At 68.0% G+C, this 26,447-nt stretch carries 24 protein-coding genes; 17 read left to right on the top strand and 7 right to left on the bottom strand.

Translation table 11 applies throughout. From position 1 onward, the window contains the following. Positions 1–31: 31 nt before the first annotated feature. Positions 32–2,791 (bottom strand): phosphoenolpyruvate carboxylase, encoded by a 2,760-nt coding sequence (gene ppc, locus MLJ35_RS06955; RefSeq protein ID WP_243383713.1) that lies wholly within the window; start codon positions 2,789–2,791, stop codon positions 32–34. Between the two features lie 143 nt (positions 2,792–2,934). Here ppc and ispH point away from each other — a divergent pair, with 143 nt between their 5' ends. The 9 genes from ispH (at position 2,935) to MLJ35_RS06910 (ending at position 14,063) form a co-directional block, all read left to right on the top strand. Continuing rightward, positions 2,935–4,656: a 4-hydroxy-3-methylbut-2-enyl diphosphate reductase gene (gene ispH, locus MLJ35_RS06950; RefSeq protein ID WP_243383712.1), complete on the top strand. Its 1,722-nt coding sequence runs from the start codon at positions 2,935–2,937 to the stop codon at positions 4,654–4,656. A gap of 81 nt (positions 4,657–4,737) precedes the next feature. After that, positions 4,738–5,019, top strand: a complete 282-nt coding sequence (locus MLJ35_RS06945) for a hypothetical protein (RefSeq protein ID WP_243383711.1) — start codon at positions 4,738–4,740, stop codon at positions 5,017–5,019. A gap of 215 nt (positions 5,020–5,234) precedes the next feature. Then, positions 5,235–6,059: an SDR family oxidoreductase gene (locus tag MLJ35_RS06940; RefSeq protein WP_243383710.1), complete on the top strand. Its 825-nt coding sequence runs from the start codon at positions 5,235–5,237 to the stop codon at positions 6,057–6,059. A 30-nt stretch (positions 6,060–6,089) separates the two neighbouring features. Next, positions 6,090–8,900 (top strand): DNA polymerase I, encoded by a 2,811-nt coding sequence (polA, locus tag MLJ35_RS06935; protein ID WP_243383709.1) that lies wholly within the window; start codon positions 6,090–6,092, stop codon positions 8,898–8,900. Positions 8,901–9,033: 133 nt separating this feature from the next. Continuing rightward, positions 9,034–10,152, top strand: coding sequence for an isocitrate/isopropylmalate dehydrogenase family protein (locus MLJ35_RS06930; RefSeq protein ID WP_243383708.1), 1,119 nt, complete (start codon positions 9,034–9,036; stop codon positions 10,150–10,152). Between the two features lie 7 nt (positions 10,153–10,159). Next, positions 10,160–11,068 (top strand): hydroxymethylglutaryl-CoA lyase, encoded by a 909-nt coding sequence (locus MLJ35_RS06925; protein WP_243383707.1) that lies wholly within the window; start codon positions 10,160–10,162, stop codon positions 11,066–11,068. Then, on the top strand, positions 11,065–12,264 hold the full coding sequence (locus tag MLJ35_RS06920; protein WP_243383706.1) for a CaiB/BaiF CoA transferase family protein: 1,200 nt from the start codon (positions 11,065–11,067) through the stop codon (positions 12,262–12,264). The genes MLJ35_RS06925 and MLJ35_RS06920 overlap by 4 nt, the downstream gene beginning before the upstream one ends. A gap of 10 nt (positions 12,265–12,274) precedes the next feature. After that, positions 12,275–13,558 carry a 3-isopropylmalate dehydratase large subunit gene (locus MLJ35_RS06915; RefSeq protein ID WP_243383705.1) on the top strand — a complete coding sequence of 428 codons (1,284 nt, stop codon included), beginning with the start codon at positions 12,275–12,277 and terminating at the stop codon, positions 13,556–13,558. Between the two features lie 13 nt (positions 13,559–13,571). Next, positions 13,572–14,063: a 3-isopropylmalate dehydratase small subunit gene (locus tag MLJ35_RS06910; protein ID WP_243383704.1), complete on the top strand. Its 492-nt coding sequence runs from the start codon at positions 13,572–13,574 to the stop codon at positions 14,061–14,063. A gap of 140 nt (positions 14,064–14,203) precedes the next feature. Here MLJ35_RS06910 and tpx read toward each other — a convergent pair whose 3' ends face one another. Further along, the gene (tpx, locus tag MLJ35_RS06905; RefSeq protein ID WP_243383703.1) at positions 14,204–14,749 is read right to left on the bottom strand and encodes a thiol peroxidase; all 546 of its coding nucleotides are present in this window, start codon (positions 14,747–14,749) and stop codon (positions 14,204–14,206) included. A 154-nt stretch (positions 14,750–14,903) separates the two neighbouring features. Between tpx and MLJ35_RS06900 the strand changes: the two genes are divergently transcribed. Both MLJ35_RS06900 and MLJ35_RS06895 read left to right on the top strand, forming a co-directional pair. Beyond that, entirely contained in the window at positions 14,904–15,983 is a 1,080-nt protein-coding gene (locus tag MLJ35_RS06900) for a sensor histidine kinase (protein WP_243383702.1), read from the top strand. After that, a complete protein-coding gene (locus MLJ35_RS06895) occupies positions 15,980–16,732 on the top strand; it encodes a LytR/AlgR family response regulator transcription factor (RefSeq protein ID WP_243321982.1) in 753 nt (250 codons plus the stop codon). The genes MLJ35_RS06900 and MLJ35_RS06895 overlap by 4 nt, the downstream gene beginning before the upstream one ends. A gap of 49 nt (positions 16,733–16,781) precedes the next feature. On the opposite strand, the gene MLJ35_RS06890 is transcribed toward MLJ35_RS06895, so the two are convergent. Further along, a complete protein-coding gene (locus tag MLJ35_RS06890; RefSeq protein WP_243383701.1) occupies positions 16,782–17,351 on the bottom strand; it encodes a hypothetical protein in 570 nt (189 codons plus the stop codon). A gap of 221 nt (positions 17,352–17,572) precedes the next feature. On the opposite strand from MLJ35_RS06890, the gene purD reads away from it, so the two are divergent. Continuing rightward, positions 17,573–18,877: a phosphoribosylamine--glycine ligase gene (purD, locus tag MLJ35_RS06885; protein ID WP_243383700.1), complete on the top strand. Its 1,305-nt coding sequence runs from the start codon at positions 17,573–17,575 to the stop codon at positions 18,875–18,877. A gap of 30 nt (positions 18,878–18,907) precedes the next feature. On the opposite strand, the gene MLJ35_RS06880 is transcribed toward purD, so the two are convergent. Together MLJ35_RS06880 and MLJ35_RS06875 are read right to left on the bottom strand one after the other, a co-directional pair. After that, positions 18,908–19,255: a hypothetical protein gene (locus tag MLJ35_RS06880; protein WP_243383699.1), complete on the bottom strand. Its 348-nt coding sequence runs from the start codon at positions 19,253–19,255 to the stop codon at positions 18,908–18,910. Positions 19,256–19,279: 24 nt separating this feature from the next. Then, the gene (locus tag MLJ35_RS06875; RefSeq protein ID WP_243383698.1) at positions 19,280–20,167 is read right to left on the bottom strand and encodes a 3-hydroxyacyl-CoA dehydrogenase family protein; all 888 of its coding nucleotides are present in this window, start codon (positions 20,165–20,167) and stop codon (positions 19,280–19,282) included. A gap of 123 nt (positions 20,168–20,290) precedes the next feature. Between MLJ35_RS06875 and MLJ35_RS06870 the strand changes: the two genes are divergently transcribed. Both MLJ35_RS06870 and MLJ35_RS06865 read left to right on the top strand, forming a co-directional pair. Beyond that, positions 20,291–20,773, top strand: coding sequence for a DinB family protein (locus MLJ35_RS06870; RefSeq protein ID WP_243383697.1), 483 nt, complete (start codon positions 20,291–20,293; stop codon positions 20,771–20,773). A 70-nt stretch (positions 20,774–20,843) separates the two neighbouring features. After that, positions 20,844–21,296: a nucleoside deaminase gene (locus MLJ35_RS06865; RefSeq protein ID WP_243383696.1), complete on the top strand. Its 453-nt coding sequence runs from the start codon at positions 20,844–20,846 to the stop codon at positions 21,294–21,296. Between the two features lie 24 nt (positions 21,297–21,320). On the opposite strand, the gene speA is transcribed toward MLJ35_RS06865, so the two are convergent. Both speA and queG read right to left on the bottom strand, forming a co-directional pair. After that, positions 21,321–23,210, bottom strand: a complete 1,890-nt coding sequence (gene speA, locus MLJ35_RS06860) for a biosynthetic arginine decarboxylase (RefSeq protein WP_243321970.1) — start codon at positions 23,208–23,210, stop codon at positions 21,321–21,323. Between the two features lie 92 nt (positions 23,211–23,302). Beyond that, positions 23,303–24,247 carry a tRNA epoxyqueuosine(34) reductase QueG gene (gene queG / locus MLJ35_RS06855; RefSeq protein ID WP_243383695.1) on the bottom strand — a complete coding sequence of 315 codons (945 nt, stop codon included), beginning with the start codon at positions 24,245–24,247 and terminating at the stop codon, positions 23,303–23,305. A gap of 122 nt (positions 24,248–24,369) precedes the next feature. Between queG and pgsA the strand changes: the two genes are divergently transcribed. From pgsA to MLJ35_RS06840, 3 genes are read left to right on the top strand one after another with little or no spacing between them, the layout of a single operon-like run. Continuing rightward, the gene (gene pgsA, locus MLJ35_RS06850; protein WP_243321966.1) at positions 24,370–25,023 is read left to right on the top strand and encodes a CDP-diacylglycerol--glycerol-3-phosphate 3-phosphatidyltransferase; all 654 of its coding nucleotides are present in this window, start codon (positions 24,370–24,372) and stop codon (positions 25,021–25,023) included. Then, positions 25,024–25,662: a DUF502 domain-containing protein gene (locus MLJ35_RS06845; RefSeq protein ID WP_243293352.1), complete on the top strand. Its 639-nt coding sequence runs from the start codon at positions 25,024–25,026 to the stop codon at positions 25,660–25,662. Then, positions 25,659–26,387 (top strand): SDR family NAD(P)-dependent oxidoreductase, encoded by a 729-nt coding sequence (locus MLJ35_RS06840; RefSeq protein WP_243383694.1) that lies wholly within the window; start codon positions 25,659–25,661, stop codon positions 26,385–26,387. The genes MLJ35_RS06845 and MLJ35_RS06840 overlap by 4 nt, the downstream gene beginning before the upstream one ends. Positions 26,388–26,447: the final 60 nt, after the last annotated feature.

The following is a 26,447-nucleotide window of genomic DNA, read 5'->3' as shown; positions in this document are numbered from 1 at the left end:
AAGCCGGAGCCCTTTTCATCGAGGCCCGGCTTCACCCGCTGTTCCGCAGTCCTGCCGCGATGCCATTGATGGTGAGCAGGATGCTGCGCACGGTGAGGTCATCGCTGTCGCGGGCCTGATCACCGGCGCGGTAGCGGCGCAGCAGCTCCACCTGGAGGTGATTCAGGGGGTCGATGTAGGGGAAGCGGTGCTGGATGGAGCGCCTCAGGGCGGGATTGTCCTCCAGCAGCTGGTCCTGTCCGGTGATGGACTTCAGGGCCCGGATGGAGGCTTCGCATTCCTTCTGGAGGCGGCCGAAGATCTCATGTCTCAGGCTCGCGTCTTCCACCAGCGCCGTGTAACGTGATGCGATTCCGAGGTCCACCTTGGCCAGCACCATGTCCATGCTGGAAAGCAGGCTGCGGAAGGTGGGCCAGCGGACCTGCATCTCTCTCAGCAGGGTCAGGCCCCGCTCCCCGTGCTTCTGCTCGAAAGCCGAAACCGCCGCGCCGAATCCGTACCACCCCGGCAGCATCACGCGGCATTGGCTCCAGCTGAAGACCCAGGGGATGGCCCGGAGGTCGGTGATGGCCCGGCTCGCCTTCCGGCTGGCAGGCCGCGATCCGATGTTGAGCCGGGCGATCTCGGCGATGGGTGTGGATTCCCAGAAGAACTGCTCGAAACCCTCGGTGCCGTAGACGAGCTCGCGGTAGGCCCGGCAGGCCTCGTCCGAGAGCTCATCCATGGCCTGCGCGAACCGCGGATCCAGCCCGGAGCCATCGGCGCCGGGAAGGCTCGCCTCCAGAGTGGCCGCCACCAGCACTTCCAGGTTTCGGCGCCCCACGGCCGGATGGCCGTACTTGGCGGCGATCACCTCACCCTGCTCGGTGAGCCGGATCTGGCCCTGCACAGCGCCCGCGGGCTGGGCCAGGATGGCCTCATAGCTGGGGCCGCCGCCCCGGCCCACGGAACCGCCCCGCCCGTGGAAGAGCCGGAGGCGGATGCCATGCCGCTCGGCCACCTCCACGAGGCGCAGCTCGGCCTTGTAGAGTTCCCAGCGCGAGGTGAGGAAGCCACCGTCCTTGTTGCTGTCCGAGTAGCCCAGCATCACTTCCTGCACGCCCCCGCGGCTGTCCAGCAGGCGGCGGTAGAGGGGCAGGGCGAGCAGGCTGTCCAGGATGCCGCCGCAGCGCTGGAGGTCTTCGATGGTCTCGAAGAGCGGGATGAGGTTGATGTCCACGCAGCCTTCCGCAGGGCGCAGGATCCCGCCCTCCCGCAGCATCACCGCCGCTTCCAGGAGGTCGGAGAGGCTTTCCGTATGGCTGACGATGCAGCTGGGGAGCGCCTCAGGGCCCAGGCGGCGCTGGGCTCCGGCGGCGGCCAGGAACACATCCAGCTCGCTCCGGGTCTCCGCACTGTAGGCCAGGTAGGGCGAGGCGAGGGGGCGGGGGCTCTCCAGCTCGGAGGCCAGGAGGGCCACTCGCTCCGCTTCGCCAAGGCCCAGGTACCGGGCGCCAGGGCGCACCGCCTCCAGGAGCTCGGCCACCACCCGCTCGTGGACATCAGAACTCTGCCGCAGGTCGAGCGGGGCGAGGTGGAAGCCGAAGACGGACACGGCCCGCCGCAATTCCCGCAGGCGCCCCCGGGCCAGCCGGCGCCCGCCGTGGGTCCGCAGGGAGCGGTCCAGGGCGTCCAGGTCGGCCTTGAGCTGGGCAGGGGAATCGTAGGGCTGGGGACCTGGCGCGGGGGCTGCCTCCACAGCCGCCTCCTTCCGGTGGGTGGCCGACAGCCGGTCGAAGATCAGGGACAGGGCGCGCCGGTAGGCTTCGTCCGCGTGCCGGAGGGTCTGGTCCGGGGACCGTTCCGCCAGCTCCAGGACCTCCTGGGAGGCGCCGGACACCTGGAGGCTGAGGGAAAGCTCCTCGGCGAGGGTCCGGGTCTCCCGCTGCAGGTGCTCGAGGATGACGCGGGACTGGGTGCGCAGGGTCTGCTGGAGCACCTCGGCCGTCACGAACGGATTGCCGTCCCGGTCGCCGCCGATCCAGCTGCCGATCTGGAGGAAGGGCGGAAGCTCCGTGTCGCCCCAGGCGGGATCCTCACCCAGACGGTCCTCCAGATCCGCATAGAGGGCCGGCACCTCCCGCAGGAAGGTGTGATCGAAGGTGGAGAGGGCGCTGGAGACTTCATCGGCGACCGCTGGGCGCTGAGGGCGCAGCATGCGGGTCTGCCACAGCAGCAGGACCAGGCGCTGCAGGTGCTCATCCTGCAGGGCCGCTTCCCTGGGCGTCTGGGCGTGGCGGTCCCGCTCGTCCAGGAGCCGGGCGATGCCCAGGTGGGCGTTGAGGATGCTCTTGCGGTGGACTTCGGTGGGATGGGCGGTGAGCACCGGCCGGACCAGCGCCCCGCTGAAGAAGGCGCGCAGGTCTGCCGCAACCAGCCCTGCCTCGGCGGCCCGGTCCAGCGCATGGTCCAGGGAACTGGGCCTGGGCGCGGCATCCTCCATGTGGTGGGCCCGGGAGCGCCGGGTGTGATGCTGATCCTCAGCCAGGTTCGCGAGCTGCGAGAAATAGCTGAAGGCCCGGACCACCAGGATGGCGTGGCTGGGGCTGAGGCGCTTCAGGATCGCCTTCAGCTCATCGTCGGTGCCGGATTCCCGGGTCCGCCGGAAGCGCACCGAACTCTGCCTGATCCGCTCGATAAGCTGGAAGACCTCCTCGCCCTCCTGCTCTCGAACCGTATCCCCCAGCAGGCGCCCCAGGGTGCGGATGTCCTCCTTCAGGGGCAGGTCCTTGTCGGAGGGCGTGACATCCATGAGGGGATCCCCTGGAAACGGAAGCCGGGCGGAGTGGAGCCAGAGTAGCCGATCGGCCCGATCCCATCCCGCCCGTCCGACACGCGCCCGACTCGCGGTATGATGAATATCTTGACCAACTCGGTCAAGTTTATGGGGCTCCCATGAAAGTGATCGTCGCCAAGACCGCAGGGTTCTGCTGGGGAGTGAAGCGCGCCATGGACGCGGTGCTGGAGGCCTCCGTGCGCAACGACGGCCGCAGCGTGCAGACCCTGGGCCCGCTCATCCACAATCCTCAGGCCCTGGAGCTCATCGGCCGGCGCGGCGTGGGGGTGGCCGAGGCGCCGGAGAAGGTGCAGAACGGCACGGTGGTGATCCGGGCCCACGGCATTCCCATCCAGGACCTGCGCGGCCTGAAGGAGCGGCAGAAGAAGGGCGAGCTGAAGATCGTGAACGCCACCTGCCCCGAGGTGGCGAAGGTCCACCACAAGATCAAGAAGTGGAGCCCCAAGGGCTATTTCACCGTGATCCTGGGCAGCCACGGCCATGCGGAGAGCGTGGCCCACCGCAGCTTCGCGGAGAACGGCTCGGTGATCGTCTCGAACATGGCCGAGGCCGAGGCGCTCACGGACGAGCAGCTGAAGAAGGTGCTGGTGGTGGCCCAGACCACCTTCACCGTGAAGGACTACCACGCCATCACAGACTACCTCCGCTCCCGGTCGGTGGATGCGGTCTTCGAGAACACCATCTGCGAGGACACCTGGATGCGCCAGGACGAGGCCCGGGAACTGGCCCGCACGGTGGATACCGTCATCGTCGTGGGCGGCAAGACCTCCAGCAACACCAAGCATCTGGCCGAGCTGGCCCACCACTACGGCAAGCCCGTCCAGTACGTGGAGACGGCCGCAGAACTGGATCTGGGGGCTTTCACGGGCCGCGAGACTGTGGGCGTGCTGGCGGGTGCGTCCACTCCCACCTGGCTGGTGGACGAGGTGGTGGATGTGCTGGAGCAGCTGGGGGACGGCCCGAGCCGCTGGCGCAGCTTCCTCCAGGCGACCTTCGGCAGCTCCTCGCTGATGGCGGTGGGCGCCGCGCTCATGACCCTCGGCGTCCACAAGTGGCTGGACCTTCGCATGGGCTGGCGCTACCCGCTCCTGACGGGGACCTACGTGCTGGCCATGTACCTGCTGACGCCTTTCCTGGACCCCCTGGGCCTGGGCGCCAAGGGGCCCGCACGCGCCCGGTTCCTGGAGCGCAACCGCAGGGTCCTCGTGGCCCTGGGAGTGGTGGCGCTGCTCGTCACCCTGGGGCTCGCGGCGAGCCTGGGGTGGAAGGCCCTGGCCGTGGCGGCGGCGGCCTCCTTGGTGGGCGCGGGCTACAAGCGGCGCTTCCAGGTCGGAGGTTGGATCCTCAGCCTCAGGAAAGTCCCTGGCTCCAAGGATGTGGTGGTGGCCTTGGCGCTGGCGACGGTGGCCGTCATCATGCCGGTCTGGCAGGAGGGCCGGGTCTGGGACCTCCGTGCCTTCGCGGCCATGTTCCTGGTGGGGGTGCTCACCTTCGTCCGGACGGTCATCTACGAGATCCGGGACATGCAGAACGATCAGATCGTGGGGAAGGAGACCCTGCCCATCTTCATGGGCAAGTCCGTCACCAAGGCGGTGCTGGTGGGCCTCCTCGGGACGCTGCTGGCAGGCACCCTCTGGCTCACCTTCGAGAACCGCCAGCACGGGCATCCCCTAGCCGTGGCCCTGGTGCTGGTGGCCTGCGCGGCCTATCCCGTGCTCTACCTCTGGCTCTACCACGAGCGCTTCACGGCGGGGAAGCACCGCTTCGAGCTGAGCGTGGACCTGAGCTTCTGGCTGGTGGGACTGCTGGCACTCGTGTAGTTATTGCCATCGTGTAATTCTTGCCCTTTCGCAAGAGACTGCTAGCCTTGGGGCACCTTTTCAAGGAGAGCCCTTATGCGCATGAAGTCGCTTGCCGTCCTTTCGGCCACGGCCATCCTGGGCGCCGCCCTCGGCTGGGCTGCCGCGGCCGCCAGCTACCAGAAGACCGGCACCGTGAAGGAAGTGGCCCCTGACAGTTTCACTCTGGACCTGGGCAAGGAAGCCTGGCGCTTCTACACCGACGGCGGCACCGCCGGCAAGGAGGCCCTCAAGGTCGGCGACAAGGTGACCGTGACCTACAAGCAGGTGGCCACCAAGATCGAGGCGAAGGCCGCCGCCAAGGCTCCGACTAAGAAGAAGTAGGCCAGGATGATGGATGATGCTTCGGCGGTCTCGCGTATGGCCGAAGGCCATACCGAGAAGAAGAAGTAGGCCAGGATGATGGATGTTGCTTCGGCGGTTTCGCGTATGGCCGAAGGCCATGCCGAGAAGAAGAAGTAGCGGTTCCGCCGAAGGCGGTCCTTGCAAAACGGGGCGCGTTCGCGCCCCGTTTTGCAAGTATGTGGAAAGATGAACGGGTGCGGAACTGGGTCCTCATCACAGGTTGTTCGACGGGCATCGGGCGGGCCCTGGTGACCCTCTGCCGCGAGGCGGGCTGGGGCGTCGTGGCCACGGCGCGGCGACCGGAAACACTGTCGGACCTGCCGGCGGGCGAGGACCTGCGCGTCCTGCCCCTCGATGTCACCGATGAAACCAGCATCTTCGCCGCGGTCACCGCCTGCGAAGGTCTGCCCCTCAAAGCCCTCATCAACAACGCCGGCTACGGCCAGGTAGGACCTCTCGAGCTCCTGCGCGCGGAGGAACTCCGGGCGCAGTTCGAAACGAATGTCATCGGCCTCCACCAGATGACGAACGCCTTCCTGCCCCTGCTGCGACGGGAGCCCGGCGCGCGCATCCTGCAGGTGGCCTCCATGCTCGGACGCCTCTCGATCCCCCTGGCGGGGCCCTACAACGCTTCGAAGCACGCGGTGGTGGCCCTGGCGGAGACCCTGCGGCTGGAGATCGGCGGGGAGGTGGCGGTGGTGCTGGTGGAGCCGGGCGCCATCCGCACCGCGTTCCGAGAGACCCTCGCGAAAGCCTGGGGCGACCTGCCCGAGCGGGCCCGGGGCACCCGCTACGAGCGCATCCTCGCCCGCTACCTGGCCGTGCGGAAGCGCCAGGGCGAGCGCTTCGCCATGGACGCGGAGCGCTGCGCCCGGAAGATCCTGAAGGCCCTGGTGGCCGAGCGCCCCCCGCGGCGCGTGGTCATCGGCTGGGACGCCTTTTGGGTGGGAAAGGCGAAGGCGCTCCTGCCGGCCTCCTGGTGGGAGCGCATCCTCCGCCGGGCCTACGGGCTGAGGTGACCCTGAAGCGAGTCCTGCCAGACTGGGGTCATGTCCGAAGACCGCCTTTACCTGATCGACACCTTCGCCTTCATTTTCAGGGCGTATTTTGCCAATCCGCGGCTGAAGAACGGCGCCGCGTACACCTTTACGAGGCTGGTACTCCAGCTGCTGGAGAAGCACCAGCCCACGCACATCGCCTGCGTGTTCGACATGCCGGGACCCACGTTCCGGCACGAGATCTACCCTGAATACAAGGCCAACCGGGCGGAGATGCCCGAGGACCTGCGGCCCCAGATCCCCATGATCCGCCAGCTGGTGGAGGCCCTTTCCATCCCCATCGTGGAGCTGTCGGGCTACGAGGCCGACGACGTCATGGGCACCCTGGCGCGGGAAGCGGCCGCCCACGGCCTTCCGGCCGTCATCGTGAGCCCCGACAAGGACCTGCTCCAGCTGGTGGATGACTCGCTCCGCATCCAGGTGCTGAACACCAAGGATGGGGAGATCTGGCACGACCGGGAGGGCGTGAAGGCCCGCATGGGCGTGTGGCCCGAGCAGGTGGTGGACTTCCTCAGCCTGGTGGGCGATGCCTCGGACAACGTGAAGGGCGTGCCGGGCATCGGCGAGAAGGGCGCGGCCCAGCTGCTGGAGAAGCACGGCAGCCTGGACGGCGTCATCGCCGCCAAGGCTGATCTGAAGCCCAAGCAGCGGGAGGGCCTGGAGGCCGCCCTGGATCCCGGCACCGGCTGGCTGGGCCTCACCAAGCGCCTGGTCTCGGTGGTGACGGATTTGGACTTGCCTCTGCACCCCAAGGATCTCGTCTATTCAGGCGTGGACGAGGCCAGGGCTCGGGAGACCTTCAAGGCCCTCGGCTTCCAGACCCTCACCAAGGAGTTCACGCAGAGCGCCCGGGCGGCGGGCAGCGTCCGGACCTACCGCGCCGCGGCCACCGTGGTGGACCTGGAAGCCGCCGTGGCCGCCTGCCGCGCCGCGGGCCGTTTCGGGCTTGACACGGAGACGACCAGCCTCGATCCCACGCGGGGCCACATCGTGGGCCTCAGCCTGGCCTGGACCGCGAACGAGGGGCTCTACGTGCCCCTGGCCCACCTCAAGCCGGCCACGGTGGACACCGAGGGGGCACTTCCGGGCCTGCTTCCGGATTCCGGCCTGCCCGACGCGCTGCTGGATCTGCGGGGCGATCCGGAAGCCTTCTTCGCGGACCTGGCACCCCACCTCGACTCCCGGAACGTGCCCTTCGCGCAGGCCCGGCGGGTCCTCGCCCCGCTGTTCGCGGATCCTGCCGTGGGCAAGTGCGGCCAGAACCTGAAGTACGACCTCCAGGTGCTCGCGCGGCATGGCCTGCCCGTGTCCGGCCTGGCCGACGACAGCATGGTGCTGAGCTTCCTCCTCGACAGCGGCGTCCGCCACAACCTGGACGACCTCTCCGTGCGCCACCTGGACGTGAAGCCCATCGCCTTCGAGGAGGTGGTGGGGAAGGGCAAGGCCCAGAAGCGCTTCGACGAGGCCGTGTTCGAGCAGGCCGTGCAGTACGCCGCCGAGGACGCGGATCTGGCCCTCCAGCTCTGCGGCAAGCTCCGGGAGCGGCTTACGGACGGCCAGCTGAAGCGGCTCTACGATGAGGTGGACCTCCCCCTGGTGGACGTTCTCGCAGCCCTCGAAGGCCATGGTGTCCGCCTTGATCTTGACGTCCTTTCCCTGCTCGCCGCGCGCATGCGCGGCGAGCGCGAACGAGCGCAAGCCCGAGTCCTCGAACTCGCCGGCGAGCCCTTCAACCTCAACAGCCCCACCCAGCTCGGCGGCATCCTCTTCGGCAAGCTGGGCTTCAAACCCGTGAAGTACACCGGCAAGACCAAAGCCCCCAGCACGGACGAGGACGTGCTCCAGGAACTGGCGGAGAAGCAGGGCGCCGAGATCGCGAAGGAACTGCTGCGCCATCGACAGATGGTGAAGCTGCTGGGCACCTACGTGGAGGCGCTGCCCCAGATGGTGAACCCCGTCACGGGGCGGGTGCACACCCGTCTGCACCAGGCTGCCGTGGCTTCAGGGCGGCTGGCCTCCAGCGATCCCAACCTCCAGAACATCCCCGTCCGCACCGAGGAGGGACGCGCCATCCGGGGCGCCTTCGTGCCCGAGCCCGGGTGGGTGCTGCTGGATGCGGACTACAGCCAAATCGAGCTGCGCGTGGTGGCGGCCCTGGCGGAGGATCCGGTGCTGCTGGGCGCCTTCGCGGCCGGCGAGGACATCCACCGCCGCACGGCCTCGGAGGTCTTCGGCGTGCCCATGGACCAGGTGACTTCGGACCAGCGCAGCGCCTCCAAGGCCGTGAACTTCGGCTTGCTCTACGGCCAGGGGGCCTTCGCCCTCGCCGCCAACATCGGGGTGAGCCAGAAGGAGGCCAAGGCCTTCATCGAGCGCTATTTCGAGCGGATGCCGAAAGTCGCCACCTGGATCGAGGGCGCCAAGGAGAAGGCCCTGGCCGAGGGCCTGGTGCGCACCCATTGGGGCCGGATCCGCCGCATCCCCGAGCTGGAGAGCCCCAACAAACAGTTCCAGGCCCAGGGCCTGCGCGAGGCGGTGAACACCATCGTCCAGGGCACCGCCGCGGACCTCATGCGGCGGGCCATGGTGCGTCTGCACCGCAGCCTCCTGGCGGAAGGACTCCGGGCCCGTCTGCTGCTCCAGGTCCACGACGAACTGCTCCTGGAGGCGCCGCCCGAGGAGGTGGCGCAGGCCTCGGCGCTGCTGAAGGAAGCCATGGAGGGGGCGGACGACCTGGGCCCCCTGGGCGTGAAGCTGGCGGCGGAGGTCCGTACCGGCGACAGCTGGCTGGCCGCCAAGTAGTTTTTGACGATCTGTAGGTCCGGAGAGCCGAAACGCACGTTTTCGACAGGATTTGTGATGGCCGCCCGGGCTCGAACTTAACGGGGAGGTCATGATTGGGCCCAACCGCAGACCCCTGCGAAGGAGCCTGATCATGAGCCAGTTCAACATCGCGTGGTTGCCCGGCGACGGCGTGGGCGTGGAAGTGATGGAGGCGGCGAAGATCTGCCTCGACGCGCTGAAGTTCGACGCCAAGTACACCCATGGGGACATCGGCTGGGAGTTCTGGTGCAAGGAGGGCGAGTCCTTCCCCCAGCGCACCATCGATCTGCTGAAGCAGAGCCACGCCGCCATGTTCGGCGCCATCACCTCCAAGCCCGTGAAGGATGCCGAGGCTGAGCTGGTGCCTGAGCTGAAGGGCAAGGGGCTGGTGTACCGCAGCCCCATCGTCCGCATGCGCCAGATGTTCGACCTCTACACCTGCCTTCGCCCCTGCAAGGCCTATCCGGGCAACCCCCTGAACTACCAGGATGGCATCGACATGGTGGTGTTCCGCGAGAACACCGAGGACCTCTACTCTGGCGTGGAGTTCAGCCCCGTCCCCGATGAGCTCAAGGCCACCCTCAAGAGCCTCAGCAAGCCCTTCGGCCACTTCGCGGACCTGCCGGGCGACGAGTTCGCCATTACCTGCAAGGTGAACACGAAGAAGGGCTGCGACCGCATCATCCGCGCCGCCTTCGAGTACGCCAAGACCTTCAACTATCCCAAGGTCACGGTCATCCACAAGGCCAACGTCGTGCGCGCCACCGAGGGCATGTTCCTGGAGACCGGCAAGCGCATCGCCAAGGAATACCCCGGAATCCAGATGGACGACGCCAACGTGGACGCCATCACCATGTGGATGCTGAAGAATCCCAAGAACTACGGCGTGATGGTGGCCACCAACCTCTTCGGCGACATCATCAGCGACCTGGCGGCCCAGATGGTGGGCGGCCTTGGCTTCGGCTGCTCCGGCAACATCGGCGAGAAGCTGGCCGTCTTCGAGCCCAGCCACGGCAGCGCGCCGAAGTACGCCGGGCAGTACAAGGTGAACCCCATCGCCACCATCCTGGCCGCCAAGATGATGCTGGACTGGCTGGGCGAGACGGAGAAGGGCGCCCGCCTCGAGAAGGCCGTGGCCGCCGTCATCGCCGATGGGCAGGTCCGCACCTACGACATGGGCGGCAGCGCCTCGACCCTCGACATGGGCGAGGCCATTGCGCGGAAGCTCTGAGGTTGCCATGAGACCGGTCCTCATCCACGAAGTGGGCCCCCGGGACGGCCTCCAGGCCGAAGCCACCGTGGTGCCCACGGAGGTCAAGCTCGACTGGATCCGCCGCCTGGCGGATTCGGGCCTGGACATCGTGCAGGTGGGCTCCTTCGTGCGGGGCGACAAGGTGCCGCAGATGGCCGACACCGACGAGCTGTTCCGCATCCTGGCGAAGGAATCCCACTCGGCCCTGCTCTCGGGGCTGGTGCTCAATGAGAAGGGGCTCGACCGGGCCCTCGAGGTGGGTGTTCCGCTCATCTGCATGGGGGTCTCCGCCTCGGAGACCCACAGCCGGAAGAACACTGGCATGGGCACGGCCGAGGCGGCGGAACGGATCGTGGCCATGGCCAAGATGGCCCAGCAGGAGGGCCGGCGCGTCCAGGCCAGCGTGCAGAGTGCTTTCGGCTGCGGCTTCGAGGGGGCGATTCCCTTCCAGCGGGTCCAGGCCATCGTGGAGGCCTACCTGGAGGCCGGCGTGCACAGCATCAGCCTGGCCGACACCGCGGGCCACGCCCATCCGACCCAGGTCCGACGGTACGTGCGGTGCATCCTCGAACTCGATCCCTCGGCGGAGATCACCGCGCACATCCACAACACCTATGGCCTGGGCATGGCCAGCGTCTATGCCGCCATGGAGGCCGGCGCCAAGGCCATCGAGACCAGCTTCGGAGGCCTGGGTGGCTGCCCCTTCACCAAGGTGGCCGCCGGCAACGTGGCCACGGAGGATCTGGTGCATGGCCTCCAGCGCGTGGGCCTGAGGGCGGACATCGATCTGGGCGCCCTCATCGGCGTCGCCAAGGGCGTGGCGGCGAACTTCGGCCGCGACCTTCCCGGCTGCGTGTACAAGACCGGACCCATCGCCTCGAAGGTGACCGCATGACCCGGAAGATCCTCGAAGGCATCAAGGTCCTGGACCTCACGAACGTGCTGTCCGGACCCTTCACCACGCTGCACCTGGCCCTGCTCGGCGCCGAGGTCATCAAGGTGGAGAACCCCAAGGATGGCGACCTGGCCCGCAAGCTGGGCATCGTGCCCGACCTGAACAAGAAGCTCATGGGCACCAGCTTCCTGGCCCAGAACTGCAACAAGAAGTCCATCACCCTGAACACCAAGAGCCCCGAGGGAAAGGACCTGTTCCGCAAGCTGGTGAAGGACGCGGACGTGGTGGTGGAGAACTTCCGGCCGGGCGTCATGGATCGGCTGGGCATCGGCTACAAGGCGCTCGCCGAGATCAATCCGCGGCTCATCTACTGCGCCATCTCCGGCTTCGGCCAGACCGGGCCGGACGCCCTGAAGCCCGCCTACGACCAGATCATCCAGGGCCTCTCGGGCGAGATGGCGGTCAACGGCGACGAGCGGCTGAGCCCCCTGCGCACGGGCTTTCCCGTCTGCGACACGGTGGGCGGCCTGAACGCGGCCTTCGCCGTGATGGCGGCCCTCTTCCACCGGGAACGAACGGGGCAGGGGCAGTCCATCGACATCGCCCTGCTGGACAGCATCATGCCCCTCATGGGCTGGGTGGCGGCGAACCTCCTCATCGGCGGCGAGCAGCCGGTGCTCATGGGCAACGACAACTTCACCGCCGCGCCCAGCGGCACCTTCCGCACCCAAGACGGCCACATCAACATCGCCGCCAACAAGCAGGAGCAGTGGGAGGCTGTCTGCGACGTGCTGGAGGTCCCCGAGCTGAAGACGGATCCCCGGTTCCAGGAGCGGGACACCCGCAAGAAGAACCGCCGGGAGTTGACTCCCCTTTTGGAGGCCCGGCTGACTCAGAAACCTACCGGTTTCTGGGTCAGGGAACTGAACGCGAAGGATGTTCCCAGCGGGGAGATCCTGGGGCTGGAGGAGGCCCTGAGGCAGCCGCAGATCGCGCATCGCGGCGTGCTCCAGAAGGTGCAGGCCAAAAGTATCGGTGAGATCGAGGTCTTCGGCCTCACGGCGCTCTTCGAGAAGACGCCGGGCTCCGTGGACACGCCGCCCCCCTCGCTGGGTGAGCACAACGCGGAGATCTACGGCGCCCTGGGATTGGGCGAGACCGAGCTGGCCGAACTGAAATCCAAGGCTGTGATCTGAGGAGGGTCCCATGGGCATGACTGTTGTCGAGAAGATCCTGGCCCGCGCCGCGGGCCAGGCCACGGTGAAGGTGGGGGATGTGGTCGAACCCAAGGTGGACCTCGCCATGTCCCACGAGAACGCGGCGCTGGTGATCAACCAGCACAAGGAGGTGTTCGAGGGCACGGGCCTGGCGCCGAAGGTGTGGGATCCCTCCCGGATCGCCATCATCTTCGACCACCGCGTGCCGGCGGAGTCCCCCAAGACCGCGACGAACCAGAAGAAGATCCGCGAGTTCGTGGCGGCCCACGGCATCACCAAGTTCCACGACGTGCGTGGCGACGTGGGCGGCATCTGCCATCAGATCCTGCCCGAGTACGGCTACGTGCGACCGGGCTACGTGGTGGTGGGCACCGATTCCCACACCACCAGCCACGGGGCCCTGGGCGCCTTCAGCTTCGGCATCGGCGCCACGGAGATGGCCTCGGTCTGGAGCCTGGGGGTGGCGGTCAACATCGAGGTGCCGGCCACCATCAAGGTGGTGGTGAAAGGGGAATTCCCGCCCATGGTGGGACCCAAGGACCTCATCCTCCACCTCATCGGGAAGCTCACGGCCCAGGGCGCCAACTACAAGGTGCTCGAGTTCCACGGTGAGACCATCCGGAAGATGAGCACCAGCGGCCGCATCGCCATCTGCAACATGAGCGTCGAGGCGGGCGCCACCTCCGGCATCGTCCCCGGCGACGAGGAGACCCTGCGCTACCTCCGGGAGGAGGCCGGCGTCACGGAGGCCATTCCCTGCGTGACCCCGGATGCGGACGCCGACTACTGCCAGGTGGTGGAGATCGATGTGTCCGCCCTGGCCCCGCAGATCGCCTGCCCTCACATGGTGGACAACGTGAAGCCCGTGGAGCAGGTCGCGGGCACCAGGGTCCAGCAGATCGTCATCGGCAGCTGCACCAACGGCCGCCTGGACGACCTGGAGATCGCCGCCGGCATCCTGCGCGGCAAGAAGGTGGCCGAGGGCACCCGCATGCTGGTGTTCCCCGCCTCCAGCAAGATCTTCGCGAAGGCCCTGGACAAGGGCCTCGTCCACGACCTGATGAAGGCCGGGGCCGTGGTCATGAACTCTGGCTGCGGGCCTTGCCTGGGCGTGCATGAGGGGGCCCTGGGCGACCACGAGGTGGCCCTCAGCACCACCAACCGGAACTTCAAGGGCCGCATGGGCAACCCCACGGGTGAGGTCTACCTCTGCAGCCCCGCCGTGGCCGCCGCCTCCGCCATCACCGGCGTCATCACCGATCCCCGCAAGTAGAAAGGAGCCGGCCATGTCCAAGGTCATCATCGCGCTCGGCAATGACATCAGCACCGACGACATCTACCCCGGCCGCTTCATGGCCACGGTGCTGCCCACGGAAACCCCCCAGTTCGCCTTCTTCGACCGCACGGAGTTCAACGCGCAGCTCAAGGCCAAGGCCTTCCCGCCGGGCTCCATCATCGTGGGCGGCGAGAACTTCGGCTGCGGCTCCAGCCGCGAGCAGGCCTGCTCCACGCTCAAGGGCTACGAGGTGGCCGTGGTCGCCCGCAGCATCGCCCGCATCTTCCTCCAGAACAGCATCAACCTGGGCCTCCAGGTGGTGATCTGCCCCACCCTCGAGGCCCGTGAGGGCGACGACCTGGAGATCACGGCGGACCAGGTGGTGAACAAGACCACAGGCAAGACCTACGACCAGGTGAAGCTGCCCGCCGCCCGGAAGGGCATCATGGATGCCGGCGGGTTGATCCCCTACACCCGGGCGCGGCTGATGGCCAGGGCCTGATCCGGCAAGGACTCCGTCAAAGGCACGAAAGCAGAAACAAGGGCACGAAGAAGGGCCGACCGGCCTCGCTTCGTGCCCTTCCTGCGCCCGCAGGGCGCATTCGTGTCCTTCGTGGAGGTGCTTTCAGGTCGGCGTTGCGCCTATTCCGAAGTCTCCAGCGCATCCTCCGGACAGGGATGGTGGTGGCTCCGGATGGCGTGGACGGCCAGATCGTAGTCGGGTTCCTTCGTGAGCTCCGGCACCAGCTCCGTATGGATGATGGTGCCGTTCTCGTCCAGCGCCACCACGGCCCGGGCCAGGAGGCCGCGCATGGGCCCGTCGATGAGGGTGACCCCGAACTGCGCCCCGAACTCGGGGTGGCGGAAGGCGGACACCGGTTGCGCCCGTTCCAGCCCACGGGAGCCGCAGAAGAGGTCCTGCGCGAAGGGCAGGTCCATGGAGACACACAGCAGCACCGTATCGCTCAGATCCTGCGTCAGGGCATTGAACTTGCGCACGCTCTCCGCACAGGTCGGCGTGTCCAGGCTGGGGAAGATGCTCAGCAGGACGCGCTTCCCCTCCAGATCCACACTCGTGGTGTCGCGAAGGTCCGTGCGGGTGAGGGCAAACACAGGGGTGGGGGAACCGATTGCGGGCAGCTCGCCGCAGGTATGGGTGGCGGTGCCGTTCAGGGTGATCGTGGCCATGGGGACCTCCCGGCGCGCCCATGCTACTCCCAATGGAGAATTCCGGCACGAATTCTTGGCCGAGCGGGGCCCTTGGGTCGGTCTCGCCCCCGATATGCCTCGGCTCGCCCCACCTTTCCTGGCGGAAACTGCTTCGCGTTCCTAGTCTTGGACCATGGAACCCACGCTCGGCAAGTGGCGCTGGTACTGGAGCATCTGGGGCCTGATGGGCCTCTACATGGCCACCTGGGACATGGCCATGTATCCGGCCGCGCCTGTCCTGCGGCTGCTGGGGATGAACCTCCTCCAGAACGGGGCCTGGGGACTGCTGGGTCTCCTCCTCATCCGGCTGGCGGACCGGAATCCCATCGAGTCCTTCGCGTGGAGCCAGTGGCGCACCTGGGGCCTGCACCTGCTGGCCAGCATCCTGGCGGCCACCCTCGGGTTGTTCCTGGCCTACCTGATCTCCCTGGTCGTGGAAGGAGGCGGGAGGCACCTGGATCTCGCGACGGTCCGGAAGGGGCTGCCCCGGTTCTACCGGGCCTACTTCCACACGAACCTGCTCTTCATGTGGGCGGTGGTGGCGGCTTTCCACGGATTGCGGATCTACCGGAAGTACCAGATCCGCGAGATCGAGGCCGCCAGGCTGGAGGCGCGGTTCGCCGAGGCCCGGAACCAGGCCCTGTGCATGCAGCTCCAGCCCCACTTCCTCTTCAACACGCTCAACTCCATCTCCGCCCTGGTCCATACGAACCCCGAGGGGGCGGACGACATGATCAGCCGCTTGGGGGACTTCCTGCGGATGACGCTGGAGGCGGCGCCGGACCAGATGGTGCCGCTGTGGAAGGAACTGGCCTTCATCCAGGCCTATCTCTCCATCGAGCAGGTTCGTTTCCAGGGCCGCCTGCGGGTCGAAGTGGACGCCCCCTCCACAGTGCAGAACCTGCGGGTGCCCAGCTTCATCCTCCAGCCCCTGGTGGAGAACGCCCTCAAGCATGGCCTTTCCGACCGACAGCAGGGTGGCACGCTCGAACTGCGGGCCTCGCGGGATTCCGAATGCCTCGTGCTGGAAGTCCGGGACGATGGAGAGGGCTACCGACCGGGCCGGGAAGGGGTGGGCCTGAGCAACGTCCGGGCCCGCCTGGGATTGATCTACAAGGGGCTCTATCACCTGGACATCCTCGGTGTGCCCGGCCGGGGCACCCTGGTGGCGCTCCGGCTGCCCCTCGGGGATGCCGTCGGGGGCGTGTCATGAATCTCCGGGCCCTGGTGGTGGATGACGAGACGCTGGCCCGGCAGCGCATCCGCCATCTGCTCCGCCGGTCCACAGACATCGAAGTGGTCGGGGAATGCGCCAACGGCCTGGAGGCGGTGAAGGCCATCGAGGAGCTGGTCCCGGACCTGGTGTTCATGGACATCCAGATGCCCGAGCTGGATGGCTTCGGGGTGGTGGAGGCCATGGGCGCGGATCGCATGCCGCCCACCCTCTTCATCACGGCCTACGATCAGCACGCCCTCCGGGCCTTCGAGGTCCATGCCGTGGACTACCTGCTGAAGCCCTTCTCGCCGGAGCGGTTCCACCATGCCCTGGAGCGCGCGCGGCGCTGGTGCCGGTCCTCCACCCGTGAGAAGGGGCAGGATCTGGAGGCTCTCATGGCCGGCCTGCGCCGGGATCGGCCCTGGGCGGATCGCCTCCTGGTCCGGCAGGGGGACCGCCACGTTCTGGTGAGGACAGATGCCGTGCAGTGGATCGAGGCGGAGGACAACTACGTCCGCCTTCACGTCGAAGGCACCTCGCACCTGGTCCGGCAGACCATGGCGGGTCTCCTCGCAAGGCTCGATCCCGCCCGGTTCCGGCGGATCCACCGTTCCGCCATCGTGAACCTCGACTGCATCCGGGAGTTCCAGCCCTGGAGTGGAGGGGACCACCTGGTGATCATGCGCGACGGCACCCGCCTGACCCTCAGCCGGACCTACCGGGACCAGTTCGGCGAGTGGCTCTGACGCAGGAAGGCCCGGCGCCGGGCCGGGCCTTTCTGCGCGGGGGAGCGGGTCACTCCGGGGCGAGGACCGTGACGGTGGCCATGCCCGCCTCGCGGAGCACCAGTGCGCCCTTTTCGGTCATGGCACGGCTGGGCAGGATGACGTCCACGGTCCCGATGAGGCGGTCCGTCACCAGCAGCTCGCCGTTGGTGGCATCACCCACGCTGAACACGGCCCCCTGCCTCAGGGCCACGGGGGTGGTCGCGATGGCGGGCACGCCCCGCCTCCCGAGCTGGGAGATGGCCTGGGTCGCGCCGATGGAACCATCCCGGAACATCCGGTCCCCGGGCAGCAGCACCAGGTAGTCCGCATGGTGGTTGGCGATGAGATGGGCGGCGGGGACGGCCTTGTCCCAACTGCGCGCGTCCACCACGGTGATGAAGGCGCCTTCGCCGGCCGCCCGGGCCAGGGCCAGCACGGCCTCCTGACTGGCCGGGTAGTCGCAGATCACGCCAATGTGCTGCTTGGCAGGCCAGGTGGCCTGGGTGGTCTTCATCAGCGGGCGGAAGTCCTCGGCCTGGAGGGCCAAGCCGACGAGGGCCGCCGCGGCCACCACGAGGGATGCGGAAATGCGGTTCATGAAGCCTCCAGAAGAAAGGAGGTCGGGGACGGATCCCCGGCGACGGTGGGAAGGGAGCCCGAACGGTGTCTGACGGGCGGGGTGAACGCCGCCAAACATGAGCGGCCGTCTCAGCCCAGGCCACAGATCTGGGACGAACGGACCCGGACGGGGGTGAGGGGCTTCTTTCCGGGGGTGGGTCCGGCCCTGCTCCGGGCGATACTTGGGGTTCGGAGGCACCCATGAAAATCCTGATCCTCGGCTCGGGCGGACGGGAACACGCGCTGGCGCTGAAGCTCAAGGCTTCGGCCACCCCGGTGGAACTGGTCTCCGCACCGGGCAGCGATGCACTGGCGGAACTGGGGACCTGTGTGGCGCTTGACCTGGCCTCACCAGCCGCCGTGGCGGCCTGGTGTTCCGCGAACCGGCCGGACCTGGTGGTGGTCGGTCCCGAGCTGCCCCTGGTGGCCGGGGTGGCCGATCTGGTGCGGTCCCTGGGCATCCCCGTGTTCGGCCACGACGCCGCCACGGCCCGCCTGGAGGGCAGCAAGGCCTTCGCCAAGGCCTTCATGCAGCGCCATGGCATTCCCTGCGCAGCCAGCGAGACCCTGACCGACCTCGCCGAGGGCGTCGCCCTGATCCGGGGCTGGTCCTACGGCTATCCCATCGTCCTCAAGGCCGACGGCTTGGCGGCGGGGAAGGGGGTGGTGCTGGCCCAAAGCGAGGCCGAGGCCCTGGAGACTTTCCGGGCCTTCCTCGAGGGCCAGTTCGGGGATGCCAGCCGCACCGTGGTCTTCGAGGAACCCCTGCACGGCATGGAGCTCTCCCTGCACGTGCTGGTGGACGTGGACGCGAGCCACACGGCCTACGCCATGCTGCCCGCCTGCCAGGACCACAAGCGCATCTTCGAGGGCGACCACGGCCCCAACACCGGCGGCATGGGCGCCTTCGGGCCCATCCCCTTCCTGCGATCCGAGGATGTCGAGCGGATGCGGATCGAACTGGTGGAGCCCACCGTGCGCGGCCTCCAGAAGGATGGCCTCTCGGGTCGGGGCGTGCTGTTCCTGGGCGTCATGTGGACGGCTGCGGGCCCCCGGCTGCTGGAGTACAACGTCCGGTTCGGCGACCCGGAGACCCAGGTGCTCATGCAGCTGCTGGACGAAGACCTGGCGGCCCTGCTGCTGGAGGTGGCCGAGGGACGGCTGGCTTCCCGCGAGCTGAAGCTGAAGGCCCATACCGCCATCACCGTGGTGCTGGCGGCGGAGGGCTATCCGGAGGGCGCCAAGAAGGGGGTGCCCATCTCCCTCGGCGCGCCCGGCGTCACGGTGATCCACGCAGGCACGCGCAAGGAGGCGGGCCAGTGGCTCACCCACGGGGGGCGCGTCCTGAACCTGGCCACGTCCGCGCCGGATCTCGCGGCGGCCCGCGCCGCCATCGAGGCGGCCCTGCCGCAGGTCCACTGGCCCGGCATGCAGGTCCGCCGCGACATCGGCCTCAAGGCCCTGCGGCACGCCCAGGCGGGCAAGACCGTCCGGGACCGCTGGTGATATCCCTGGTGAGCTGGTGAGGCCGGTTTCCTAGCGGTTCCGGAGGAACCAGGCCGCCAGCGTGAGGAGCGCGAGGATCAGGGTGAGGGCCCCGGCCGCGCGGTGGATCCGCGGGATGGCGGCCCGGGTGCTGCGGCCTTCGCGCCAGGCCAGGGCCGCCCGGCCCAGGAGCAGGGTGGTCCCGGCCACGGCCAGTAGGGCCAGCCACAGAAGGATGTGGCGGAGGGCCAGGGCCCGGGGGTGCAGGACCACCCGGAGCAGCACCACGGTCACGGTGGCTGCCATGAGGTGCCCGTGGAGCCGGTGGTCCCCCCGCTGGACGGCACGCAGGGCGAAGCCCAGCAGAATGGCGGCGGGGATGAGCAGGAGATCCAGCATCCGGGCCAGGGTACCCCAGGTGGTTCAGAGCGGGAGCGCTTCCAGGCGCTTCTCGCCTTCCCAGCGGTAGAAGCCCGCGCCGGACTTCCGGCCCAGGCGACCGGCGGCCACCAGCTGGCGCAGCAGCGAAGGCGCCTTGAACCGGGGCTCCCCGAAGGCCTCGAACAGCACCTCGGCCACGCTCTGCATGGTGTCGAGGCCGATGAAATCGCTGAGGTGCAGAGGGCCCATGGGATGGCCGCAGCCCAGCTTCATGCCCGTGTCGATGTCGTCGACGGTGGCGAGCCTCTGCTCGGCGCAGCGGATGGCATCCAGCAGATAGGGCACCAGGAGGCGGTTCACCACGAAGCCCGGGGCGTCCGGCGCCAGCACGGCGGTCTTGCCGAGCCGCTGGACGAAGCCCTTCAGGGCGGCCAGCGTGTTGCCGTCCGTGGCCAGGGTGCGGACGATCTCCACCAGCGGCATGGCGGGGACCGGATTGAAGAAGTGCAGGCCCGCCAGGTTGGGCAGGCGGCCCGGCGCCAGCACCGGGCTGAGGTGGGCGACCGTGAGGCTGGAGGTGTTGGTGCAGAGAATGGCGTTCGGCTCCATGACCTTGTCCAGCGCGGCGAAGGTCTCGAGCTTGAGGTCCATGCGCTCCGGCACGGCCTCCACCACCAGGTCGCAGGCGGCCAGCGCGGCGAAGGTGAGGGTGCCGTGGAGCCGGCGGGCGAAGGTGGTGCTCTGGTCCTCGGTGATCTTCCCCTTGGCCACGGCGCGGCCCCAGGTGTCCTGGATCCGCGTCAGGCCCTTGGCCAGCAGAGACTCGTCCACCTCCTTCACCCAGACCTCGCAGCCTGTCTCGGCCGCGCACTGGGCGATGCCCGAACCCATGAGTCCACAGCCGACAATGCCGATGCGCTGGATGTCCATGTCGCTCCCCCGTTGGAATGGTGATGGTCTGGTCCCCATTCTCCGACGATTGGGATCCAGGCGGAGCGGTGACCTGGGGTAGGGTGCTTCCGCTATGATCGGCCAGTGCCCCGGGGGGTGCCCATGACCGGCCTACTGAGAGATCTGCTTGACCACCAGGCCTGGGCGGATGCGATGTTCTTCCATGCCTGGGGCAAATCGGGTCTCACGGAGGATCCCGAGCTGCGGACCAGGACCAGCCATCAGGTGGATGTCCAGGAGGCCTTCCTGGACATCCTCAAAGGCGGAACGCCGCCATCGGAGGAGCCGGCCGTGGGTGCCTTCCCGGACCTGCTGCGCCGGTGCCGCTCGGCCCACGAGGCCTTCCGGGCGCTGGGTCGGGGCCTCGATGAGGCTTCCCTGGCCCGCGTCGTGCGGGTGCCATGGTTCCCGGATCCGCCCTGCCTGGTCTCCGTCGGAGAGGCGCTGGCCCAGGTCTGCCTGCACTCTCAGCACCACCGCGCCCAGAACATGGCCCGCCTCAAGGTGCTGGGCGCCGGGGCGAAGAACGTGGACTACATCATCTGGCTCTGGAAGCAGCGGCCTGAACCGCGCTGGGATCTTTGAACGCGGTGAACATGGGACGGAGCCATCTCTGGGGAAGCCGATGAGGATAGACGGGAGCGCCCTGCGATTCATGCGACGCGCCATCGACTTGTCCCGCATTCACATGGAAGCGGGCGAGGGCGGACCCTTCGGCGCAGTGATCGTGAGGGGCGACGAGATCCTGGGGGAGGGTTGGAACCAAGTCACGACGGGCCATGACCCCACCGCCCATGCGGAGGTGATGGCCATCCGGAAGGCCTGCGGGCGCCTGGGCACCCACCAGCTGCGGGGGTGCGAGATCTACACGAGCTGCGAGCCCTGCCCCATGTGCCTGGCGGCCATCTACTGGGCCCGCCTGGACCGCGTCTGGTACGCCAACGACAGGGCCGACGCGGCGGCCATCCAGTTCGACGACGACTGGCTCTACCGCGAGCTGGCCCTCCCTCTCGACGCGCGCAGCCTGCCCGCCTTCCAGCTGCTCCGCGAGGAGGCCCTGCCCGTCTTCCACGCCTGGATGCAGAAGCCCGACCGAACCCCCTACTGACAGCTGAGAGCCGATAGCCGACCGCTATATTTCCAGATAGGTATGCAGGTTCCGCTCTTCGGTGAGCAGCGCCCGCAGGGCCTCGGCGGCGTCGCTCTTGGCGCTGGCCCTCCGCTTGGTCTGGGGCCCCTGGATCAGCACGTCGGGATCGTAGTGGACACTGCGGAGCACATGGTCCACCGTGTCGCCCTTGACGAGGTGCTGCACCTTGAAGGTGTCGTCCTCGTGCACCACGATGTGGGCCTCGTTGGGGGCGCCAAAGAGGTTGTGCCTCATGCCCAGGATGTCCTGGTAGGCCCCGGTCAGGAAGAAGGCCACGTAGTAGGACTCGCCACCGCGGGGCTCGTGGAAGGGGAGCTCGTCGCGCACGTCCTTCAGGTCGATGAACTTCTCCATCTTCCCGTCGCTGTCGCAGGTGATGTCGCAGAGGGTGGCCGACAGCCCGGGCTTCTCCTTCAGCCGGTGGATGGGCATCACCGGGAAGAGCTGCTCGATGGCCCAGTGGTCCGGCATGGTCTGGAAGATGCTGAAGTTGGCGATGAGCTTGTCCGCCAGGCTCTTGTTCAGGTCCTGGAACTCCTCGGGCACGTACTTCAGGCTCTTGCTGCTAAGGATGCGGGAGAGCTTGCGGCAGACTTCCCAGAAGAGCGTCTCGCCCTTGCTGCGGTCCTCCAGGCCCAGGTAGCCCAGGTTGAAGAGGGTGAGCAGCTCGTCCTTCTGGGTGATGGCGTCGTGGTACATCTCGGCGAAGTTCTTCACGGAGATGTTGTCGCGGGTGTAGGCCAGCTCCTTGAGGATCTGGGGCTCGTTGCCGGTGAGGGTCACCGTGTACTTGGTGTGCGTGGTGTCGATGAGGCCGATGATGTCCACCACGACGACCTCGTGGTAGGCCACGATGGCGCGGCCGGACTCGCTGAGCAGGTCGGGCATGGGCACCTGCTCCTGGGTGCAGATGTCCTTGGTGGTGTAGACCACGTCCGCCGCGTACTCGGAGATGGTGTAGTTCATGGAGCTGCTGAAGGTGGTCTTGCTGCCGTCGTAGTCCACGCCCAGGCCGCCGCCCACGTTGAGGTAGCGGATGGGCACGCCCAGCTTCCTCAGCTTGGCGTAGATGCGTGTCGCTTCCTTCATGGCCGACTTGATCTTGCGAATGTCGGTGATCTGGCTGCCGATGTGGAAGTGCAGCTCAATGACGCTGTCGAGCAGGTCGCGTTTCTCCAGCACCTCGATGGCGTCGAGGATCTCGCGGGTGGTCAGCCCGAACTTCGCATGGTCACCGGCGCTGGTCTCCCACTTGCCGCTGCCCTGGGCGTTCAGCTTGGCGCGGAGCCCGATGAGGGGCTCGACCTTCAGTTCCTTGGCCACCTTCAGGATCAGGGGCAGCTCGGTCATCTTCTCGACAGTGATGACCACCTTGCGTCCGGCCTTGCGGGCCAGCAGGGCCATGCGGATGAAGGACTCGTCCTTGTAGCCGTTGCAGAGCACCAGGGCCTCGGGATGCAGGTCCTGGCTGAGGGCGATGATCAGCTCGGGCTTGGAGCCGGCCTCGAGCCCGTAGTGGTACTTGTTGCCCGAACGTATGATCTCCTCGACCACTTCCTTGGTCTGGTTGGTCTTTACGGGATAGACGCCCTGGTAGCCGCCTTCGTAGCCGAACTCGATGATGGCGCGCCGGAAGGCCTCGTTGACCTCCACCACGCGGTGGTCCAGCACCTGCGGGAAGCGCAGGTTCACGGGGGTGCGGATGCCCTTCTTCTTCAGGTGCTGGACGATCTCGTAGACGTCGCAACTGAGGGACTCGTCCTTGGTGGGCGTGATCTCCAGATGGCCCTTGGCATTGATGCCGAAGTAGCCGTTCCCCCACTCCTTCACGCCGTACAGGGTCGCGGCGTCCTGGACCGTCCAGTGCTTCATGGGCATCCGAGGTGCCTCCTCAAATCCGGGGCGGCCACCTTCGGCCGGAAGTTTGTTTATAGGAAAAAAAGCCAAGCATTACCAATGAAAATTCACGGGTTCAGAATTCTGGCCAGGGTCGCCCGCCAGTGGCGGTCCCGGACGCGCCTCAGGGCGGTCCGCCGGGTGAGTTTCCGCCACTGGGCGGCGCCCCGGGGGAGGTCCTCCGCCGGGCGGGTGTGCAGCGGGCTGGAGCCGCCCCAGAGGGCCGGATCGCCCCAGACCGGGGCCCGGTTCCAGGGGCAGGCCTCCTGGCAGGCGTCGCAGCCCGCCGCCCAGCGGCTCGAAGCCAGGGCGGCAGCGATGTCCGGGGGCGGCTCGGTCTCGGTCTCGATGGTGTAGGTGGTGAGGCAGCGGGCCGGGTCCAGGCGGAAGGACGAGAGAGCCTGGCTGGGGCAGGCCTCCAGGCAGGCGGTGCAGGTTCCGCATTGCTGGGTTCCGAAGGGCTCGTCCGGTGGCAGCTCCACGGACAGCAGCAGCGCCCCCAGGAAGCCCCAGGAGCCGTCCTTCTCCGCGATGAGGAGGGTGTGCTTGCCCTGCCAGCCCAGGCCCGCCCGGGCCGCCAGCTGCCGCTCCAGCAGGGGGGCCGTGTCCACGCAGACCCGGCCCTCCAGGCCCGGCCAGCGGGATTGGGCCGCTTCCAGCAGCCGGGCCAGGCGGGGCTTGAGGATCATGTGGTAGTCGGGGCCCCAGAGGTAGCGGCTGAGCTTGAGGCTGCCGGGAGCCGCGCCTGGGACGGCGTCGGGCCGGGCGTAGGGGAAGAAGCCCACCAGGGCCGTGCGGGCCTGGGGCCAGAGGGCCATCGGGTCCAGGAGCGTGGCCGGGTCCAGGTAGGGAAGCAGGGACCCCCGGCCTTCCTGGAACCAGGCGTGGAGATGCCCTTCCTCGTCCCGGAAGGGGCCGCAGGCGGCGAACCCCGCCCGGGCGAACCCGGCGGCCAGGGCCTCGGATCGAAGCCAGGCCCTGAATGCCAGCGGTTCCGGCTGTTCGACTGGCACGCGGCGGTCTCCTCCCGGGGATATCCTCGCCCCCGGATCTCCGGATGTCACGGCCTTCCGGGCCTGCACGGCGGCTCCCACGGGAAAAGGCGGTAGGCTGGATGCGGAGCCGAACGCCCGCCATGAACCTGCCCAACGTCCTGTCGCTCGCGCGGATCCTCATGGTCCCTGTCCTGGTCGTGGTGCTCATGACCAAGGTGACGAACCACGAGGTCATCGGCGTGCTGGTGTTCTGGGCGGCCTCCATCACCGACGCCCTGGACGGCTACTTCGCCCGGCGCTGGAAGCAGGTGACCACCCTCGGCAAGCTGCTGGATCCGCTGGCGGACAAGCTGCTGGTGTCCGGGGCCCTGATCTCCCTGGTGGAGCTGAACCTGGCGCCGGCCTGGATGACCTTCATCATCCTGGCCCGGGAGTTCGCCGTGACGGGCCTGCGGGGGATCGCCAGCGAGGAGGGCATGACCATTCCGGCCGGCACCATCGGCAAGTGGAAAATGGGTTTCCAGGTGGCCGCCATCTCCTGCCTCATCCTCGGTCCCAGGCTCGACTACTGGCTTTACGAGTGGACCCACAAGGACATCTTCCACCTCTTCATCCAGCTCAACCGGCCCTACAGCTTCTTCTGGGGCATGGGCGTGCTGCTTCTTTGGGGCGCCGTCATCCTCGCCATCTGGAGCGCCATTTCCTACTTCCACGGCTTCTGGAAGGTGGTGGGTCCCAGCATCATGGCCGAGGATGGCCGCCTGACCGGAAACAAGGACACCGAAGGACACTGAATGATCCGAAAGTATCTTCTCGCTGGCCTCTTCACCTTGCTCCCACTCGTCGTGACGCTCTGGATTCTCAAGGGCATCTTCACGGCCCTGGTGGGCATCTCGCGAGAACCACTCACCTGGGTGGCCCACCTGACCCACATGCCGGACCCGCCCACCTGGGCGCTGGCCGCGCTTTCCGCCCTGGTCACCATCCTGCTGCTGGTGGTGGTGGGCGCCCTGATGGGCAACTTCATGGGCCGCCAGCTGCTGGGCTGGATGGACGAGCTGATGATGTCCCTTCCCGTGGTGAAGACCGTCTACGGCGCCACCCGGCAGCTCATGGGCGCCATCCAGTCGGGGCAGGGAGGCAGCTTCAAGGAAGTGGTGATCGTGGAGTGGCCCCATCCCGGGTCCCACACCCTCGGCTTCGTGGCCAGCCGGGACTGCTCCTGGGCCATCCCCGGGGGGCAGAACCTGATCGCGGTCTACATCCCCACCGCTCCCAACCCCACCTCGGGCTACGTGGTGATGATCGAGGCCTCCAAGGTGCAGCCGGCGGACCTCAGCGCCGACCAGGCCCTGACCTGGGCCATCAGCGGCGGCGTGGTGACCCCGCCCCGTCCGGGAACGGGCTCCTTCCGGATGCCGGGGAAGCCGTGAGCGCCCTCCAGGGGCGGCGCCTCCTCGTCACCGGCGCCGGCAGCGGCATCGGACGCGCGGCGGCACGGCTCTTCCGGGACCGGGGCGCGGACCTGATCCTGGCGGGCCGGCGTCTGGACACGCTGCGGGAGACGCTTCCCGACGCGGTCCACGTGGTCCTGGATCACAGCGACGACGCAGCCGTGGCCGCCTTCGCCCGCGATTGCCCGGAGCTGGACGGGATGTTCCTGAACGCGGGCGGACTGCTGGTGGGCTCCGTGGAATCGACGCCGGTGGCCGATTTCGATGCCGCGGTCGCGGTGAACCTCCGGGGCCCCTGGCTCATGGCCCACCATCTCGGTCCCCGCCTGAAAGATGGCGGCAGCGTGGTGCTGGTGGGCTCCAACATCGGCATCCGGGCCATCCCCGACAGCGCGGCGTACAGCGTGGCCAAGGCCGGGGTCCACATGCTGGCCAAGGTGCTGGCCCTGGAGTGGGCGTCCCGGCGCATTCGCTGCAACGCCATCGCCCCCGGACCCGTCCGCACCGCCATGGTGGAGGCCCGCCTGGAAGCCAGTGCGGATCCCGAGGGCGACCTGGCCGCGCTGTCGGCCGTGAATCCCCTGAAACGCCTGGGCACCGAACTCGAAGTGGCTGCGCTGGCGGCGCACCTGCTGGGCGCGGAGAGCGGGTGGACGACGGGGTGTGTGATCCCGATTGATGGCGGGGCCGACGCGGTCTACTAGGCCCGCTGGACAGGTGATGCTCAGCGGGGCGGGGGCCCGCTCGGAAGGCTGCGCTCGCAG

This window comes from Geothrix alkalitolerans, from assembly GCF_022808885.1.
In the GTDB taxonomy this organism is placed as follows: domain Bacteria; phylum Acidobacteriota; class Holophagae; order Holophagales; family Holophagaceae; genus Geothrix; species Geothrix alkalitolerans.
This window is presented reverse-complemented; position numbering and strand designations above follow the sequence as displayed.